Source organism: Microbulbifer hydrolyticus, from assembly GCF_009931115.1.
Classification (GTDB): Bacteria; Pseudomonadota; Gammaproteobacteria; order Pseudomonadales; family Cellvibrionaceae; genus Microbulbifer; species Microbulbifer hydrolyticus.
Genome location: NZ_CP047491.1, coordinates 1857947 through 1873266, shown reverse-complemented (window position 1 = coordinate 1873266; position 15320 = coordinate 1857947). Strand labels below are relative to the sequence as shown.

The following is a 15320-nucleotide window of genomic DNA, read 5'->3' as shown; positions in this document are numbered from 1 at the left end:
GACAGGACACTTTATGATCACTTTGCACACGACTTACGGCGACATCGCCATCGAGCTGGATTTTGACAAGGCGCCGAAGACGGCGGCCAACTTCCTGCAGTATTGCCGTGACGACTTCTATACCGGCACCATCTTCCACCGGGTAATCAACAACTTCATGGTCCAGGGCGGCGGTATGACCCCCAATATGGATCAGAAGCCCACCCGCGACCCGGTTGAAAACGAAGCCGACAACGGCCTCAAGAACGACACCGGAACGCTCGCCATGGCACGCACCATGGATCCGCACTCCGCAACTGCGCAATTTTTCATCAACGTCAACGACAACGATTTCCTCAACTTCCGCGCCAAAGACGCGCAGGGCTGGGGCTACTGCGTATTCGGCAAGGTGGTCGACGGCATGGACGTGGTCAACAAGATGAAAGAAGTGGCCACTGGCAGCAACGGCTTCCACCAGGATGTACCCACCGAGACCATCGAGATCACCGGTGTGACCATCTCCGACGCCTACTCCGATAAATAAGCGGACAGGCAAAAAACATAAGGCACTCACCGGGCGGAGCAACCAGTGGCAACATTCCTGATATCAGACCTGCACCTGGACGAATCCCGCCCGCAGATTACCCGCGCCTTTTATGACTTTCTCGAAGGTCCCGCGGCGGGCGCCGAAGCCCTGTACATACTCGGTGACTTTTTCGAAGTATGGATCGGGGACGACGACGATGCGCCGCTGGTGGCGGAAGTTGCGCAACAACTGCGCAAATACAGTGCCAGTGGCCCGCAGCTCTACCTGATGCACGGCAACCGTGACTTCCTGCTGGGAGAGGATTTTGCCCGACGCTGCGGCGCCACCCTGCTGCCCGACCCCAGCCTGGTGGAGCTCGCCGGCCAGCCTGTCTTGCTCATGCACGGCGACAGCCTGTGTACGCTGGACCAGGAATACATGGCCTTTCGCCAGCAGGCTCGCAATCCGCAATGGCAGCAGGCGCTTCTGGCAAAGCCTCTGAACGAGCGCCGGCAAATTGCCGCGCAGATCCGGGCCGCCTCCAAGTCCATGAACAGCCGCAAGGCGGAAGACATCATGGATGTGACTCCCGATGAAGTCGTACGGGTCATGCGCGACCACAAGGTACGCACTCTGATACACGGCCACACCCACCGCCCTGCCCGGCACACCCTGACCATCGACGGCGAACCCGCCGAGCGCATCGTTTTGGGGGACTGGGGCGACCTGGGCTGGTGCATTCGAGCGGAAAATACCGGCGATGCGAGCAACAAGGGACTTGAACTGATCCACTGGCCCACGGCAGACTAGCGATTCACGTGAATTACGCGCCAGGGATCAGGAGCCAGCCAGTTGTCATCGATTAAAATGTTGCGCAAACGGGTTCTGATACTCGGAGGCTACGGGACCTTCGGCAGCCGCATTGCGGAAATGCTCGCCAGTGAAACCGGTGTCCACATCATCCTCGCCGGACACGACCGCTTCAAAGCGGAACTCCTCGCCAACCGGCTGTACCAGCAATTTCCGGATACCACCTTCGAAGGCCTGCGCCTTGATCACGAATCCGTCAATCTCACGGCGCAACTGCGTGGCCTCAACCTCAATCTGGTCATTCACTGTGCCGGCCCCTTCCAGCAGCAGGATTACCACGTCCCGAATGCCTGCATCGACAACGGTATCCACTATGTGGATATCGCCGACGCGACCACATTCGTCAGCGATATAACCACGCTTAACCAGAGGGCCAAGGAAGCGGAATGCACCGTGATCAGCGGTGCCAGCAGCTTGCCGGCACTCAGCTCTGCCGTTATCCAGGTGCTCGGCGAGCCCTTCTCACGTATCGACGACATCGAAATTACCATCGCCCCCGCCCACCGTATCAGCCGCGGCTTCGCCACGGTGCGCGCAGGATTCGAGTCACTTGGCAAAGATATGCTGGTGCTCCGCGATGGCCGGAGCGTACCGAGCTACTGTGGCGCTGAGCTGCGCCAAATCACGCTGGGTCACCCTGTGGGCGATCGCCGGGTATGCAACTTCGATGTACCGGACCTCCGTTTGATCCCGAAGCACATCCCTGAAATACAAAACCTGCGCTTCGGCACCGGCGTACAGCCAAAGTTATTACAACGGGGACTCGCACTGTGCGCCTGGCTGGCGCGCATACGGAGACCCGACGCAATCCCCGACCCACTCCCCTATCTGGCCCGCCTCGGGCACTGGCTGGCAGCACGCTGGCCCGGCGGAAGTGATCACGGCGGCATGCTGGTGGAAATTCACGGGGATATCGATGGGCAAAGTGCCCGTGGCAGCTGGCAGATTCTGGGCCTGAATGGCGATGGCCCGTGGATTCCCGCCGCGCCAGCAGTCGCAATGGCCAGACGGATTCTGCGGGGAAACCATACGGACGTGGGCGCGTTGCCATGCTGGCAATTGCTTCCACTCAGGGAAATCATGGCAGAGCTGTCCCCCCATGCGGTGGTGACCTCGGTAGAAACCGCCCACAAATAAACGCCAGCGAAAACAGAAATGCCCCGAACCAACCCCCGACATAAATTCGAGGGACGATCCGGGGCATTCGATGGCGCAGCGAGTTTAAGGCCTACTTAACTCGCGCCAGCCGCCGGCAGCGACTGCGGCTCGCCACTTTCAGACTCCTTCAGTGAAGCCTCCGCGGCCTGTAATGCCTCGCTCAGGGTTTGGTAACTACCCTGAGCCGGGATGCGGCCATTCAGTGCTTTTAGCACCTTGTGCACCTCATCGTTCATACCCGCCAGCAACAGACGCTTGCTGCTACTTTTGGCATCGGAAGCAATGGTTTCCACCGCAAGGGCTGCTGATACATCCAGAAATGGCACGGACGAGAAGTCCAGAATCAGCACCTGGGCGCCGCCGCCACTCTGCTCCCGCACATGGTGACCGAGATCAGCGGCCGCACCGAAGCTCAGCGGGCCGCTGAACTCGAACAGGGCGATTTTGTCGCGATTACGCTCAAGAATTGCCTTGTCCTCATCACTGTCCAGGTGCTCGGGCAGATTGCGCAGATGCTCGATCTGAAGCCCCGCCACCTGCTTTACGTAAGCCAGTGCGGCCAACACCACACCGACCCCAACCGCAGTGATCAGGTCGACAAACACCGTCATACCCAATACCAGCACCATCAGCAACAGATCCCAGCGGGGACCCTGATGCGCGCGCTTCAGGTATTTCCAGTCGATGATATCCAGACCGACTTTAACCAGAATACCCGCCAGCACTGCCTGCGGAATATTTTCCGCCAAGGGCCCGAGCCCCAGCGCCACCGCCAGCAGCACCAGCGAGTGCGCCATACCGGAGATGCGTGTCTGCCCCCCGGAGCGGATGTTGACCACGGTGCGCATGGTGGCACCGGCACCCGCGATACCGCCGATAAGCCCGGCCGCGGTGTTGCCGATGCCCTGACCGATCAGCTCTTTATTGCTGTGGTGGCGCGTACGGGTCATGTTGTCGGCCACCAATGAAGTGAGCAGGCTATCCAGGCTGCCAAGAATGGCAAGGATGATCGCGGCCTCTATCACCAGCACCATATTATCGCCACCGAGAACCGGCATCTGCAGTTCCGGCAAGCCTGTGGGGATGCTACCCAGAACCGGAACATCCAGTGCGACGTACGCCACCAATGTGCCGACAATCAACGCGGCGAGCGGGCTCGGGACATATCGCCCCCACTTCGCGGGCCACATGTACACCATCACCAGTGTCGCGATACCGAGCAGGAGGTTAGCCGGGTGAATCGCCGAGAGCGCTTCCGGGATATTACCCAACGCTCCGAGGGTCCCGCTGGGTGATGCGTGCCCCAGCACCGGGTTCAGCTGCAGAATAATAATGATGACACCGATACCGGTCATAAATCCGGAGATCACCGGATAGGGCACCAGTCGGATGTAGTGCCCTATCCCCAGCACCCCAAAAACAATCTGTAACAAGCCCGCCAGAATGACGGCGGTAAAGATAAGCGAGGCATCTCCGGAAAGACTCGCAAACAGACCGGCCAGCACCACCACCATGGGGCCTGTTGGTCCGGAAATCTGCGGTCCGGTGCCCCCAAACAGCGCGGCGAAAAAACCCACCGCGATGGCACCATACATACCGGCCATCGGGCCGAGCCCGGAGGCGACACCCAATGCCAGTGCAAGGGGAAGCGCAACGACACCGGCGGTAATACCTCCGGTAATATCGCCACGCAAATTGGATAGATCGAACTTCATTACTGCTGAACCTCTTTTACTTCATTTACTTCCGTGTCAGCGCATTAGCTACAGCAGGAACCAGCAGCGACCTCTTTCGGCATATCACCGAACATCGCACGGTAGCGCTCATCCATAGGCTTGAACTCGCGTGTTTCTTCGTCGAAACAGAGCACATCGCCGCTGCCGATGTTGTATACCCAGCCGTGCAGGGTGACCCGGCCGCTTGCCAGGCCTGTGGCAACCGATGGATGTGTGCGGAGGTGCTGCATCTGCTGGATGACGTTCTCACAAGTGACCTGGTCAAGATGTTCATGAGTCAGAGAACCGCAACGGTCGCGCACGACTTCTGTGGCAGAGCGGCAATGGCTCAACCACTCCTTCACGTGCGGAAGACTGTCGAGTTTTTCCGGCTCAATCGCCCCTTTCATGGCCCCGCAGTCGGTATGACCACACACGACAATGTGGGAAACACCCAGCGCCGCCACGGCAAACTCGATGGACGCCGTCATACCACCGGTCTGGCTGCTATGGGGAGGAACCACATTGCCGGCATTGCGGCAGATGAACAGCTCACCCGGCTCAGTCTGCGTAACCAGGTTCGGATCAATGCGGGAGTCCGCACAGGTAATGAAAAGTACTTCGGGACTTTGACCCTCGGCCAATTCAGAGAAACGGGCCTTTTTGGTTGGGAAAACTTCTTTCTGAAACTTCGCCACACCAGAAATCACATGTTCCACGGAAACTCCTTACTGCTAAACAGAAATGGGCAAACAGGTTGGAAAGCATTATTTTTTGATAGTTCAATAAGTTAAAATACTAATCGTTGATAACTATTTATTATCAGGTAGACGCCGGAGTTACTTTGCCAGCACAGCCCCAAACCCCCACATTCAGACAAATCGAGTACTTTGTGACCATCGCGTCACGCTCGAGCTACCGGCGCGCCGCGGAAGAGCTCGGTGTCAGTCAGCCTGCCCTGACCACCCAGATTCGATCCCTGGAAACACTGCTCGGGCTCCCACTGTTTGAGCGCTCCCGATCCGGCACGCTGCTTACACCCGAGGGCCGCGAACTACTGGAACAAGCCCGCCAGCTGCTGCTGGTAATGCGTGAATTCCGGGAAAATGCGGATACCATCGCGCAAGGCCTGCAGACCACCTACAAGCTGGGGGTCCCCCCTACCCTGGGGCCTTACCTGTTGCCGCACGTGCTGCCCGCACTACATGCGCGACACCACCGTTTGAAACTGTATGTACGCGAGGGACCGCCGCGGCAGCTGCTGCGAGGGTTGAGCGAGGGCAGTTATGATATTGCCATCGTCCCCTTGCCAGTGGATCGGGACGACCTATCTGTGGAGCCGCTGTTTACCGAGCCGCTAAAATTCGTGGTGCCGGCGGACCACCGCCTTGCGGGAAAGGCCACCGTCAGTCCCACCCAATTGCGCGGTGAAAAAGTCCTCACGCTGGAAGGGCAACACCACTTCCACCATCAGGTGCAAGAAATCTGCCAAAGCCTCGGGGCAAACGTGCAGCGAGACTACGAAGGGACCAGCCTGGACACACTCAGGCAGATGGTAGTGATGGGACTCGGCGTCGCATTTCTCCCCGGTCTCTACGTGCACTCGGAGATGCACAACCCGGAAGCGCTCCACGTCAGCGAACTGAAAGCCAAGCCGATACGCCGCCAGCATGGACTTGTGTGGCGCGCCAGCACGCCGAGCCGCCGATTGTATCGTGAGCTGGCGGTGCAAATTCGAGAGATCGTAGGCGACAGGCTGGGCGAGGTAGTGAAGGTAATCGAGGACGGGAATTGATCGCAGAAGTGGTCAGCGCCACAGAACACCGATCATCACCAGATGACAAAAAACGACCAGATAGGTCACCCGGCTTCGGCTCTCAAAATAGCCGGCGAAATATGGCAGGTTTGGCTTCAGCCGCGCTTCCGCGCGCTCCACAAACAGGTAGGACGCCGCCAGCACCGGCAGCGAAAACGGGAACCGATAAAACAACAGCGCACACCAGCCAATAAGACACACGACATTACTCAACAGCATCAGCGCCAGCCGGTGGCTGTGATCCAACCGGTTCAACGCCCCGCCCCACCAGACACCACACAGAAAACTAAGAATCACACTGCTATAGGCGGTAAACCAGAGGCGGCCGTCGATACCGGCGAACCTGAAATCGGCATACGCCATCACAATGCCGATGACAAATGGCAGCACCCCGAGGTAGGCGAGCCCGTCAAACAGCCTGGTTGAGATGGCATCGTGAGCTTGGTTAGAGCGCATGGCGTAATCTATGCTGGGAATTCTGCCTCCGGCGAATAGCCATGGGCAATCAGAAAGACTAAAGCTTAGATCAACCGATCGCGGGGAGATGCGTGGAACTCGAACAGAAGATTGATGTAAAACAGGCGCTGCGCGTATTCGACAAGATCACCAAGCATGGCGAGAAAACCGATGAAGGCTGGCGCTACCGCGGGCTCACCGCCAGCACGGATTTCGACGGGTACACCGTGTTTCTAAACTCGCCCAAGGTGGAACTCACGATATTCTTCCACAATAAATTTACCGTGGACTACCGCAACCAGGTGGACCTGGACGAGTTCATTGAACTACTCGGGAAAATTGACCGTAGCTGAACCGGATGCAAGCGTGTTTAGGCGAGCCCGGGCACACCGCTGTGAAAACGAAACTCACCGTCGCCCTCTTCCACAAGCTTGCGCTCAACCTCCAACAGGGCGTTCACCCGCGGCGTAATGTCCTCCCCACTGGCCTTCTGCGCCAGCGTCAGATAATCGCGGAAATGCCGCGCTTCAGACTTCAACAGCGACAGGTAGAACTTCTGGAGTTCCTCATCCAGCTGCGGAGCAATGCGCGCAAACCGCTCACAGGAGCGCGCCTCGATAATTGCGCCACAGATGAGTGTATCCACCAGCCTCCCCGGTTCAGCACCACGGACCTCTTTGCGCAGTCCCGCGGCATAGCGAGAAGCACTGATATGCGGATAAGCAATTCCGCGCTTTTTCATAATCGCGATCACCTGCTCAAAGTGGCGCAATTCCTCGCGGGCGAGCCTCGACATCTTGTTGAGCAGCTCGAAATTATCCAGATAGCGGAACATCAGGTTCAGCGCGGTACCCGCGGCCTTTTTCTCGCAGTTGGCGTGATCCACCAGCATCAACTCTGGCTCGGCCAGCGCGGCTTCCACCCAGGCGTCCGGTGTCGGGCACAGCAGGAATTCGTGAATCGCGGAAAGGTCTGGCACTTCGGTAGTCATGGGCAACGGACAACATAGGATGAATAAGGGCAGCAATCGCTGCTCTCGCGGGCACCACCCGCAAGCCGGCGCATTATAGCGCCTCCCCCGCTTCTGGATAACCGTCGATTTTGCGACGGGGGTACGGCGAACGTTAGAGCATGCGATATTTGATAACGGCTTATTAAGTGTATTAATATCAGCTCTTATGCACACTGAAGGCCATCCTCTTGATGACGGATTCCCCCGAACAAAAAAGCGCCGCAGAGTTGCCCACACTGATCCGCCAGCTCCCGGGCACGCTCGATGCAATGCATCACCGTGCCGCAGACCTGAGTGCTGCACTGGCGTCGCTCGAGCAGAGCCCTCAAGCCTGGGAGAGCTACCTGCTCGAGCCCCTGTATGCCAAAGAGGCCGCCATACAACTGGAGCGGAGCTTCGACTCTCCGTTCAGCCTGACCGCCGCCCTGTTTTCCCAGCTGAACTATTGCGAACAGAGCGAACTCGGCGACGCACGGCAAACCCTGCAGATCCCCGGAATCCTCGCGGTACCCGGCAACGTCATTCGGAGCGCGCAGTCACTCAATGAGGCCAAGTTCGCCTTCCAGCAGCTGACCGGAGCGATCAAAAGCGGCCTGGCCGACCGCCCTGCCCTGGAGCGTAATGAGCGCCTGCGCGACGCACTCGCCGATGCCGGGTACCCGCGCACCCACCTGCGACAGTGCTACCGGCAGATTCTGCTGTGCCCTGAAAAGCCGGACGCCATTGCACTGAGCTGGATCAAGGCCCGCAAATCCATCCGCAAGGTCACCGTGGCATGGTGTGAACACAAGCTGGTGCAACTCGACCCCCAGGGACAGGACACCGGCATTCAGTACCAGCGACAGCTGCTCGCAGACCTGCACCCCAGTCAGCACGGTATGTTGCGTCAAGTGCAGGTGCAGAGCCGCCCCAACCTGCAGGTGGCTGAGGTCTTTTACGACGAAGAGAATGGGAATGAGGGAAGCTATCGCCAGGTAGGATACGCGGCGATGCCGGTACTGGTGGAAAGCGAGGAGACAAGACGCTTGCCGGAGTTCACCCGTGTCGAACACGAGCCCCCGGCGAGCAGGAGAAGACAGCGACGCGACCTGAGAATCGCCCCGGCCCCCTTTTTACCGGCGCTCCGCGTTTACCTGCACACCGGAAAGTAAAGCGCGCTACTCCCCACCCGCACCCAGTGACCCGAGGAGCTCGCGGGCATGGTCGACACTTTTCCGACTCTCGCTCAGCAGCTCCGAGTGCGTATCCCCCAGTAGCGGCCGCACGTCACGCTCGAGAAATGCGAGAAACTCCCCCTCAGCATCCAGTCGATGGGTAACCACGGCAGATACTTCGTCCCCCTCAACCAGGGCCTCGAAACGCTGCCTGATTTGCTCGGCAGCCTCCAGGTCACGATCCGCCTCACCCGGTAGCTCGCCGGATTCCCGGATGGCATCTGCCACCCGGGCCGCAAGCCCTCGTCTCTCTCGCACCAGCTTCGCACACACGTCGCTGGCGGCGGAGCCTTCAAGGAAGTCTGCCGCATATTGGTAGTGATCCGCACTTTCCTGCAACGCCCTGTGCAAGTCGTTGAGCGCCACCTGGGTGTCATTGCGCAATATGCTCATCAATCTGTCACCGATTCAGTAATGGGGAGTCTGCTGGCACCAAAACCTCAAGTGCCGCCGACCGCACGGAAAAAGCAGCCGGAGTCTGAGTCACGGGCTCACCGTCGGCATGAATCGCCATGCCGGACGGACGTGTGGAAACGTTCAGCTGCCTTCCGGAAGTGGCAAAAATACGCCGAGCAAGGTCGTGTCGGCCCCCTCGCAGCAAAGGGGCAAGCGTGAGCAGCTCCCAGAACGTCTGCGGCCTCAGGCTGTAAAGGTGTAGCAGGTCATCGTCGATTGTGGCCTTCTGATCGACAACATTGCCACCGCCATAAAAGCGACCGTTACCCACCGCCAGCTGCATCGAGCGCATCGAATGCTCCGCACCATCGACATTGATCGATACCCTGAATTGACGATGGCGGGCAAGCGCTGCCGCCAGCGCCTTCAGATAGCTGAACACCCCCCAGCGCTGCTTCACTTCCGGGGTCAGCTCCTCGGTGACATGCACACCCAGTCCGAGGTTGGCCACATTAAAAAACAGATGGTCGTTGACGACCCCCAGATCGATCCTGGTTGTGTGACCGTCACAAATGGTGGCAAACGCCTGATCCAGGCTTTCAATACCGAGGGAGCGCGCCAGGTCGTTGGCGGTTCCAAGGGGAAGTATGGCAAATGGCAGGCCGCACTCGAGCAATACGCTGGCAGAGGAACTGATGGTGCCGTCACCTCCCCCGATAATCACGAAGTCGACGTCATTACAGTGCTTCCGAATGATGTCCCGCGTCTGGTCCGCGGACCGCGACAACTGCTGGTCCACATGGACCCCGGCAGCCTCCAGCCTTTCGAGACCGGCGTCGAGATCGGCGCTATCGCCTTGCCGGCTACCCGGGTTTCGAACCAGCAGAGCGCGGCGATCCGTTGAAATATGCTGAGCGATGGTAATACTCCCTGTAAGCGACCGCCTGACCGGAGAGTTCAGCCCGCCTGCAGGCCGGGTGAAACGAAGCGCAAATAATAGGATTCCGACAACGCGTAGAAGTCCTCATCAATCCGGCGGCGCACCTCGACCAGCGGCACCCCCCTGGCCGCCAGGGTGGGCGCCAGGCCGAACGCGGCCAGGTCGTTGATCTGACTGGCGCCGGCGCGCAGTAACTCGAACACCCAGCAGTACGGGCTCTCGTCCTGGTTGAAGCGGATCTGCTGGTGGCGCAACTGGCTCAACAAGAGATCCCGGTCGATGATTTCAAGCTGACTGCGCACGGCATTTGCAAGGTAACCTTCACGGCGCTCTGCAATAATGCGGCGTTGCTCCTCAGAATATGCATTCCAGTCGATCACTTCATGGGCGAAACGCTTGCAACCGCGGCAAACGTTGTCACCTATCCCTGTGGAGCAGACCCCGATGCAGGGCGTGCGCACTTTCTTATAGATCGCCATGAAGTGGAAATACCTCATCTTCCGGCCGGGTATTTCCCGGCGGGCCAAATAAAACGGTGTGAAAGGAAGCGTCACAGAATAGCATTTTTGATGGAGGGTTTCGTCTATTCACCGGATGGATATTAGGGGCGACAAATGCGATTGATTCTCAGCATCAAGCTGACCATTTTATCGACCTTTATTCGTGTGGTGAATGGCGATAATTCGCGTAAGTTATTGATTTTTCAACGAACTTAACAGCGGTATGCGTTTATTGTAGAATTCGCCACCCGCTTCCAGCGGCCATCGATGTAAATCGGGGTTCGGTTGGCGATGTATCCACCTCCGGATTCCTGGAAAGCTGTTGGTTCCACCCCATATACCAAAGAGGGAATTATCCGTGCTTGAAGCCTATCGCAAACACGTCGCCGAGCGCGCCGAACAAGATATCCCACCCAAGCCCCTGAATGCCGAACAGGTTGCCGGCCTGGTTGAGCTGCTGAAGAACCCGCCCGCCGGTGAAGAGCAGGAGCTCCTGGACCTGATCACCAACCGCGTTCCGCCGGGTGTGGACGAAGCGGCTTACGTGAAAGCCGGTTTCCTCACCGCCATCGTCAAGGGCGAAGCGGAATCCCCGCTGATCGACCGCGAACACGCCACCAAACTGCTCGGCATGATGCTGGGCGGCTACAACATTTCCACCCTGGTTGACCTGCTGGACGACAAAGACCTGGCCGAACTCGCCGGCGAGCAGCTGAAAGGCACCCTGCTGATGTTCGACGCCTTCCACGATGTGGAAGAGAAAGCCAAGGCTGGCAACGAAGTTGCCAAAGACGTGATCCAGTCCTGGGCGGAAGGTGAATGGTTCACCAAGCGCAACAAGGTGCCCGAAAGCATCAAGGTTGCGGTATTCAAGGTGACTGGTGAAACCAACACTGACGACCTGTCCCCGGCCCCGGATGCCTGGTCCCGCCCGGATATCCCCCTGCACGCGCGCGCCATGTACAAAATGACCCGCGACGGCCTGGAGCCGGAAGAGCACGGCGTTACCGGCCCGATGAAGCAAATTGCTGAAGTGCAGGAAAAAGGCTACCCGGTTGCTTTCGTCGGCGACGTAGTGGGTACCGGTTCTTCCCGCAAATCCGCCACCAACTCCGTACTGTGGTTCTTCGGTGAAGACCTGCCCGGCGTACCGAACAAGAAAGGCGGCGGCATCTGTATCGGCGGTAAAGTGGCCCCGATCTTCTACAACACCATGGAAGATGCCGGCGCACTGGTATTTGAAGCCCCGGTCGACGACCTGAACATGGGCGACATCATCGAGATCCGCCCGTACGAAGGCAAGATCCTGTCCGAAGACGGCAAGGTACTGTCCGAGTTTGAACTGAAGTCCGACGTGCTGCTGGACGAAGTTCAGGCCGGCGGTCGCATCAACCTGATCGTTGGTCGTGGCCTCACCACCAAAGCGCGCGAATCCCTGGGCCTTGGCGCCTCCGACCTGTTCCGTCTGCCGGAGCAGCCGAACGACACCGGCAAAGGTTTCACCCTGGCCCAGAAGATGGTCGGTAAAGCCTGCGGCATCGACGGCGTACGCCCCGGTACCTACTGCGAACCGAAGATGACCACGGTCGGCTCCCAGGACACTACTGGCCCGATGACCCGTGACGAACTGAAAGACCTGGCGTGCCTCGGCTTCCAGGCCGACCTCACCATGCAGTCTTTCTGCCACACCGCGGCCTACCCGAAGCCCGTGGACATCGACACCCAGCACACTCTGCCGGACTTCATCATGAACCGCGGCGGTGTTTCCCTGCGCCCGGGTGACGGCATCATCCACAGCTGGCTGAACCGCATGCTGCTGCCGGACACCGTGGGCACCGGTGGTGACTCCCACACCCGCTTCCCGATGGGCATCTCCTTCCCGGCCGGTTCCGGTCTGGTGGCGTTTGCCGCAGCTACTGGCGTCATGCCGCTGGATATGCCGGAGTCCGTACTGGTGCGCTTCAAGGGCGAAATGCAGCCGGGCATCACCCTGCGTGACCTGGTACACGCGATCCCCTACTACGCCATCCAGGAAGGCCTGCTGACCGTCGAGAAGAAAGGCAAGAAGAACATCTTCTCCGGCCGCATCCTCGAGATCGAAGGTCTGGATCACCTGACCGTAGAGCAGGCATTCGAACTGTCCGACGCCTCTGCAGAGCGTTCCGCGGCCGGCTGTACCATCAAGCTGCCGGAAGACGCCATCGCCGAGTACCTGCGCTCCAACATTACCCTGCTGCGCTGGATGATCTCTGAGGGCTACGGTTCCAAGCGCACCCTGGAGCGTCGTGCACGCGCCATGGAAGAGTGGCTGGAAAACCCCGAACTGATGAGCGCCGACGCCGACGCCGAATACTCTGCAGTAATCGAAATCGACCTGGCGGAAATCAAGGAGCCCATCGTCTGCTGCCCGAACGACCCGGACGACGCCAAGCTGCTGTCCGACGTTGCTGGCGACAAGGTCGATGAAGTGTTCATCGGCTCCTGCATGACCAACATCGGTCACTTCCGTGCCGCCGGTAAACTGCTGCAGCAGCACAAAGGTGGAATCTCCACCCGCATGTGGATCTCTCCGCCTACCAAGATGGACGAGCACCAGCTGATGGAAGAAGGCTACTACAACATCTACGGCGCAGCCGGTGCCCGCACCGAAATGCCCGGATGCTCCCTGTGCATGGGTAACCAGGCACGTGTAGCCCCGAACAGCACCGTACTCTCCACTTCCACGCGGAACTTCCCGAACCGCCTGGGCGATGGTGCCAATGTGTACCTGACCTCCGCGGAGCTGGCTTCTGTAGGCGCCATCCTGGGTAAACTGCCGACCCCGGCGGAATACCAGGAGTACGCCCAGAACCTTAACTCCATGTCGGCGGAAATCTACCGCTACCTGAACTTCGACCAGATTGAGGAATTCCAGAAATCTGCCGAAGAAGGCAAGCGCATTGCCGCTACCGAGATTCAGGACGTTGCTGTTTAAGTCTCTCACTTAAACAGCGAGCTGACGCTCAATGGAAAGCCCCGCTCTCACAAGCGGGGTTTTTTTTTCACAACCCTGTCACCCAGGACATAACATGGACTTGATGTGGACAATTGAGAATGCGGGCAGCCCCGCCGGCACCACCAGCGAGGATAGCTCCGAGCGCGTCATACACTCCGCGAGCCTTGAAGTTACCTCAGACGAGAAGATGCAGCAGGCAATCGATGCCTGCATTGATAAAGCCTGTGGCCTATTGGAGAACAACATCCAGGACGACTCCAGGTACATGCTTTTCGGCTGGAACGTTGACACCTCTACACTTACCATCGTGGTAACCGACGATGAAAAAGAACACGACTCGCGCAATGTGGTGCAATGCCAATTCACTGCCACTGACGAGTCGCTGGATCCCGAAGATATTCACTACTGGATAAAGGACTGCCTGACCACCTGCGCCCCGTTCTTGCAGTACTCCCTGATTGCCGCGTTTCACCAAGAATCCAGGGCGTCCTGTACGCTGCTCTGACAAGTCCACACAACAGGATCACTAAGAAGAACGATGGCTCTCAAATAACCTATCAGCCGGCAGTACATCACCATGCCCGAACTGGACTATCTCGGCACTGAGCGCCCATCGCTGATTCTCTATCTTCCTCACCGTCCCGAGGGGCTGGAGCAGTTGATCGGGAACCCCGATACCCGCGAGCTAATAAAAAACAACTCGAACCACTGGCGCAAAATTGTGACATTGCTGGCCAAGGTTGCGAGCCCGGGAGAGGAGTGGCGCGATTTCAGGGATAGGGAGCTGTTTCGGCAAACTGCCCTGTGCTTTGCTCCGCACTTGAAGGCCTTCGATACATGGCACTGGATTGGGGGTAAGGACAATTTACAGCGCTTCGAGATACCCGGCCTGGATGCCAGGCCATTGAGGGAAGCGCCAGCCGTCGCCATCGATTATGAACGGCAGATACTGCTAACCCCCTACCCCGACTACCGGCAGCTAAAAAATGCGACAGTAAGCCAGATTCGTGCAGCGCTGGTACAACTCGGGTTCTATAGCAAAGGCTGAGGGGCGGACAGGGAGCCCACCCCGAAGCGATTGGAAGGTACGATCCGCTGTGGTCGCTCAGCGGCGGGACAGTGTCGAACCCCGGGCATCCAGCCCCGCCAGGATCGCCCTCATTTCATCGGCTTCATCCTGAACTTTCTTGGCTTTGGCCGCTGCCATCCTGGCCTTTTCTGCTTCGATACCCGCTTTGATCGCGCGCTCTCGAGCGGCACTACCGGTGCGCCCGGTTGCCAGCTTTTCTTTTACCGGCTTTGCGGTTTTAGATACTGTGGCTTTGGCGCCAGTAGAAGTCTTCGCGCGGCTCGCGCGAGGCTTTGGCTTGGGTGACAACGCAGACTTAGTGGTACCGGGGCGAACGGTCTTTATTCCTACAAGGCTTTTAGCGTTGAATGAATCCAGCGCCTCTTCAACCAGCTCCTGCAGCTCCAGGCGGTCTTCCGCCACGGCGAACAGGCTCGGAGTGAAAGCGCCAGCGCCAAACTTTTTCAGTTCCTGATAGAACGGATGATCGATACCCAGTGTAAGTGCGGCCTGGATTTGCTGAAAGCGGGCTTCCGGGGTTACCCCTTCGCGTGCCGTGCCAACCCATACTTCGTCCGTATCTTCATTGGTCAGGGTAAATACGATCATAGAACTTCAGTCAACCTCTTCGCATTCTTGAGTGCAGCTCACAGGTGGGTTGTCTGCCCACCAAA

17 protein-coding genes are annotated in these 15320 nt (G+C 58.6%); 9 read left to right on the top strand and 8 right to left on the bottom strand.

The genetic code is table 11. The features are described 5' to 3' along the window. The first annotated feature begins 13 nt into the window (after positions 1-13). From GTQ55_RS07885 to GTQ55_RS07875, 3 genes are read left to right on the top strand one after another with little or no spacing between them, the layout of a single operon-like run. A complete protein-coding gene (locus GTQ55_RS07885; RefSeq protein ID WP_161858239.1) occupies positions 14-523 on the top strand; it encodes a peptidylprolyl isomerase in 510 nt (169 codons plus the stop codon). A gap of 45 nt (positions 524-568) precedes the next feature. Further along, positions 569-1315, top strand: coding sequence for a UDP-2,3-diacylglucosamine diphosphatase (locus GTQ55_RS07880; RefSeq protein ID WP_161858238.1), 747 nt, complete (start codon positions 569-571; stop codon positions 1313-1315). 42 nt (positions 1316-1357) lie between these two features. Beyond that, positions 1358-2512: a saccharopine dehydrogenase family protein gene (locus tag GTQ55_RS07875; RefSeq protein WP_161858237.1), complete on the top strand. Its 1155-nt coding sequence runs from the start codon at positions 1358-1360 to the stop codon at positions 2510-2512. A gap of 95 nt (positions 2513-2607) precedes the next feature. Here GTQ55_RS07875 and GTQ55_RS07870 read toward each other — a convergent pair whose 3' ends face one another. Next, positions 2608-4248: a SulP family inorganic anion transporter gene (locus GTQ55_RS07870; RefSeq protein ID WP_161858236.1), complete on the bottom strand. Its 1641-nt coding sequence runs from the start codon at positions 4246-4248 to the stop codon at positions 2608-2610. Positions 4249-4292: 44 nt separating this feature from the next. After that, entirely contained in the window at positions 4293-4967 is a 675-nt protein-coding gene (locus GTQ55_RS07865) for a carbonic anhydrase (protein WP_161858235.1), read from the bottom strand. A gap of 173 nt (positions 4968-5140) precedes the next feature. Here GTQ55_RS07865 and GTQ55_RS07860 point away from each other — a divergent pair, with 173 nt between their 5' ends. Continuing rightward, a complete protein-coding gene (locus tag GTQ55_RS07860; protein WP_202620672.1) occupies positions 5141-6043 on the top strand; it encodes a hydrogen peroxide-inducible genes activator in 903 nt (300 codons plus the stop codon). A 12-nt stretch (positions 6044-6055) separates the two neighbouring features. Here GTQ55_RS07860 and GTQ55_RS07855 read toward each other — a convergent pair whose 3' ends face one another. Beyond that, positions 6056-6520, bottom strand: a complete 465-nt coding sequence (locus GTQ55_RS07855) for a DUF3429 domain-containing protein (RefSeq protein WP_161858233.1) — start codon at positions 6518-6520, stop codon at positions 6056-6058. Positions 6521-6612: 92 nt separating this feature from the next. Between GTQ55_RS07855 and GTQ55_RS07850 the strand changes: the two genes are divergently transcribed. Next, a complete protein-coding gene (locus GTQ55_RS07850) occupies positions 6613-6873 on the top strand; it encodes a DUF3081 family protein (protein ID WP_161858232.1) in 261 nt (86 codons plus the stop codon). A 17-nt stretch (positions 6874-6890) separates the two neighbouring features. Here GTQ55_RS07850 and GTQ55_RS07845 read toward each other — a convergent pair whose 3' ends face one another. After that, positions 6891-7511, bottom strand: coding sequence for a MiaE family protein (locus tag GTQ55_RS07845; RefSeq protein WP_161858231.1), 621 nt, complete (start codon positions 7509-7511; stop codon positions 6891-6893). A 212-nt stretch (positions 7512-7723) separates the two neighbouring features. Here GTQ55_RS07845 and GTQ55_RS07840 point away from each other — a divergent pair, with 212 nt between their 5' ends. Next, entirely contained in the window at positions 7724-8683 is a 960-nt protein-coding gene (locus GTQ55_RS07840) for a hypothetical protein (protein ID WP_161858230.1), read from the top strand. Between the two features lie 6 nt (positions 8684-8689). Here the strand turns inward: GTQ55_RS07840 and GTQ55_RS07835 are convergent, their stop codons facing one another. The 3 genes from GTQ55_RS07835 to GTQ55_RS07825 all read right to left on the bottom strand — a co-directional run bounded on the left by GTQ55_RS07835 (position 8690) and on the right by GTQ55_RS07825 (position 10561). Then, positions 8690-9139, bottom strand: coding sequence for a hypothetical protein (locus GTQ55_RS07835; protein ID WP_161858229.1), 450 nt, complete (start codon positions 9137-9139; stop codon positions 8690-8692). Between the two features lie 7 nt (positions 9140-9146). Further along, on the bottom strand, positions 9147-10025 hold the full coding sequence (locus tag GTQ55_RS07830; protein ID WP_237567917.1) for a lipid kinase: 879 nt from the start codon (positions 10023-10025) through the stop codon (positions 9147-9149). A gap of 74 nt (positions 10026-10099) precedes the next feature. Beyond that, on the bottom strand, positions 10100-10561 hold the full coding sequence (locus tag GTQ55_RS07825) for a DUF1289 domain-containing protein (protein ID WP_161858228.1): 462 nt from the start codon (positions 10559-10561) through the stop codon (positions 10100-10102). Between the two features lie 379 nt (positions 10562-10940). On the opposite strand from GTQ55_RS07825, the gene acnB reads away from it, so the two are divergent. The 3 genes from acnB to GTQ55_RS07810 all read left to right on the top strand — a co-directional run bounded on the left by acnB (position 10941) and on the right by GTQ55_RS07810 (position 14625). Beyond that, on the top strand, positions 10941-13556 hold the full coding sequence (gene acnB / locus GTQ55_RS07820; RefSeq protein WP_183946550.1) for a bifunctional aconitate hydratase 2/2-methylisocitrate dehydratase: 2616 nt from the start codon (positions 10941-10943) through the stop codon (positions 13554-13556). Positions 13557-13650: 94 nt separating this feature from the next. Next, positions 13651-14082, top strand: coding sequence for a hypothetical protein (locus GTQ55_RS07815; protein WP_161858227.1), 432 nt, complete (start codon positions 13651-13653; stop codon positions 14080-14082). Positions 14083-14154: 72 nt separating this feature from the next. Continuing rightward, positions 14155-14625, top strand: coding sequence for a DUF6942 family protein (locus GTQ55_RS07810; RefSeq protein ID WP_161858226.1), 471 nt, complete (start codon positions 14155-14157; stop codon positions 14623-14625). Positions 14626-14682: 57 nt separating this feature from the next. On the opposite strand, the gene GTQ55_RS07805 is transcribed toward GTQ55_RS07810, so the two are convergent. Beyond that, positions 14683-15255, bottom strand: coding sequence for a GIY-YIG nuclease family protein (locus GTQ55_RS07805; protein ID WP_161858225.1), 573 nt, complete (start codon positions 15253-15255; stop codon positions 14683-14685). Positions 15256-15320: the final 65 nt, after the last annotated feature.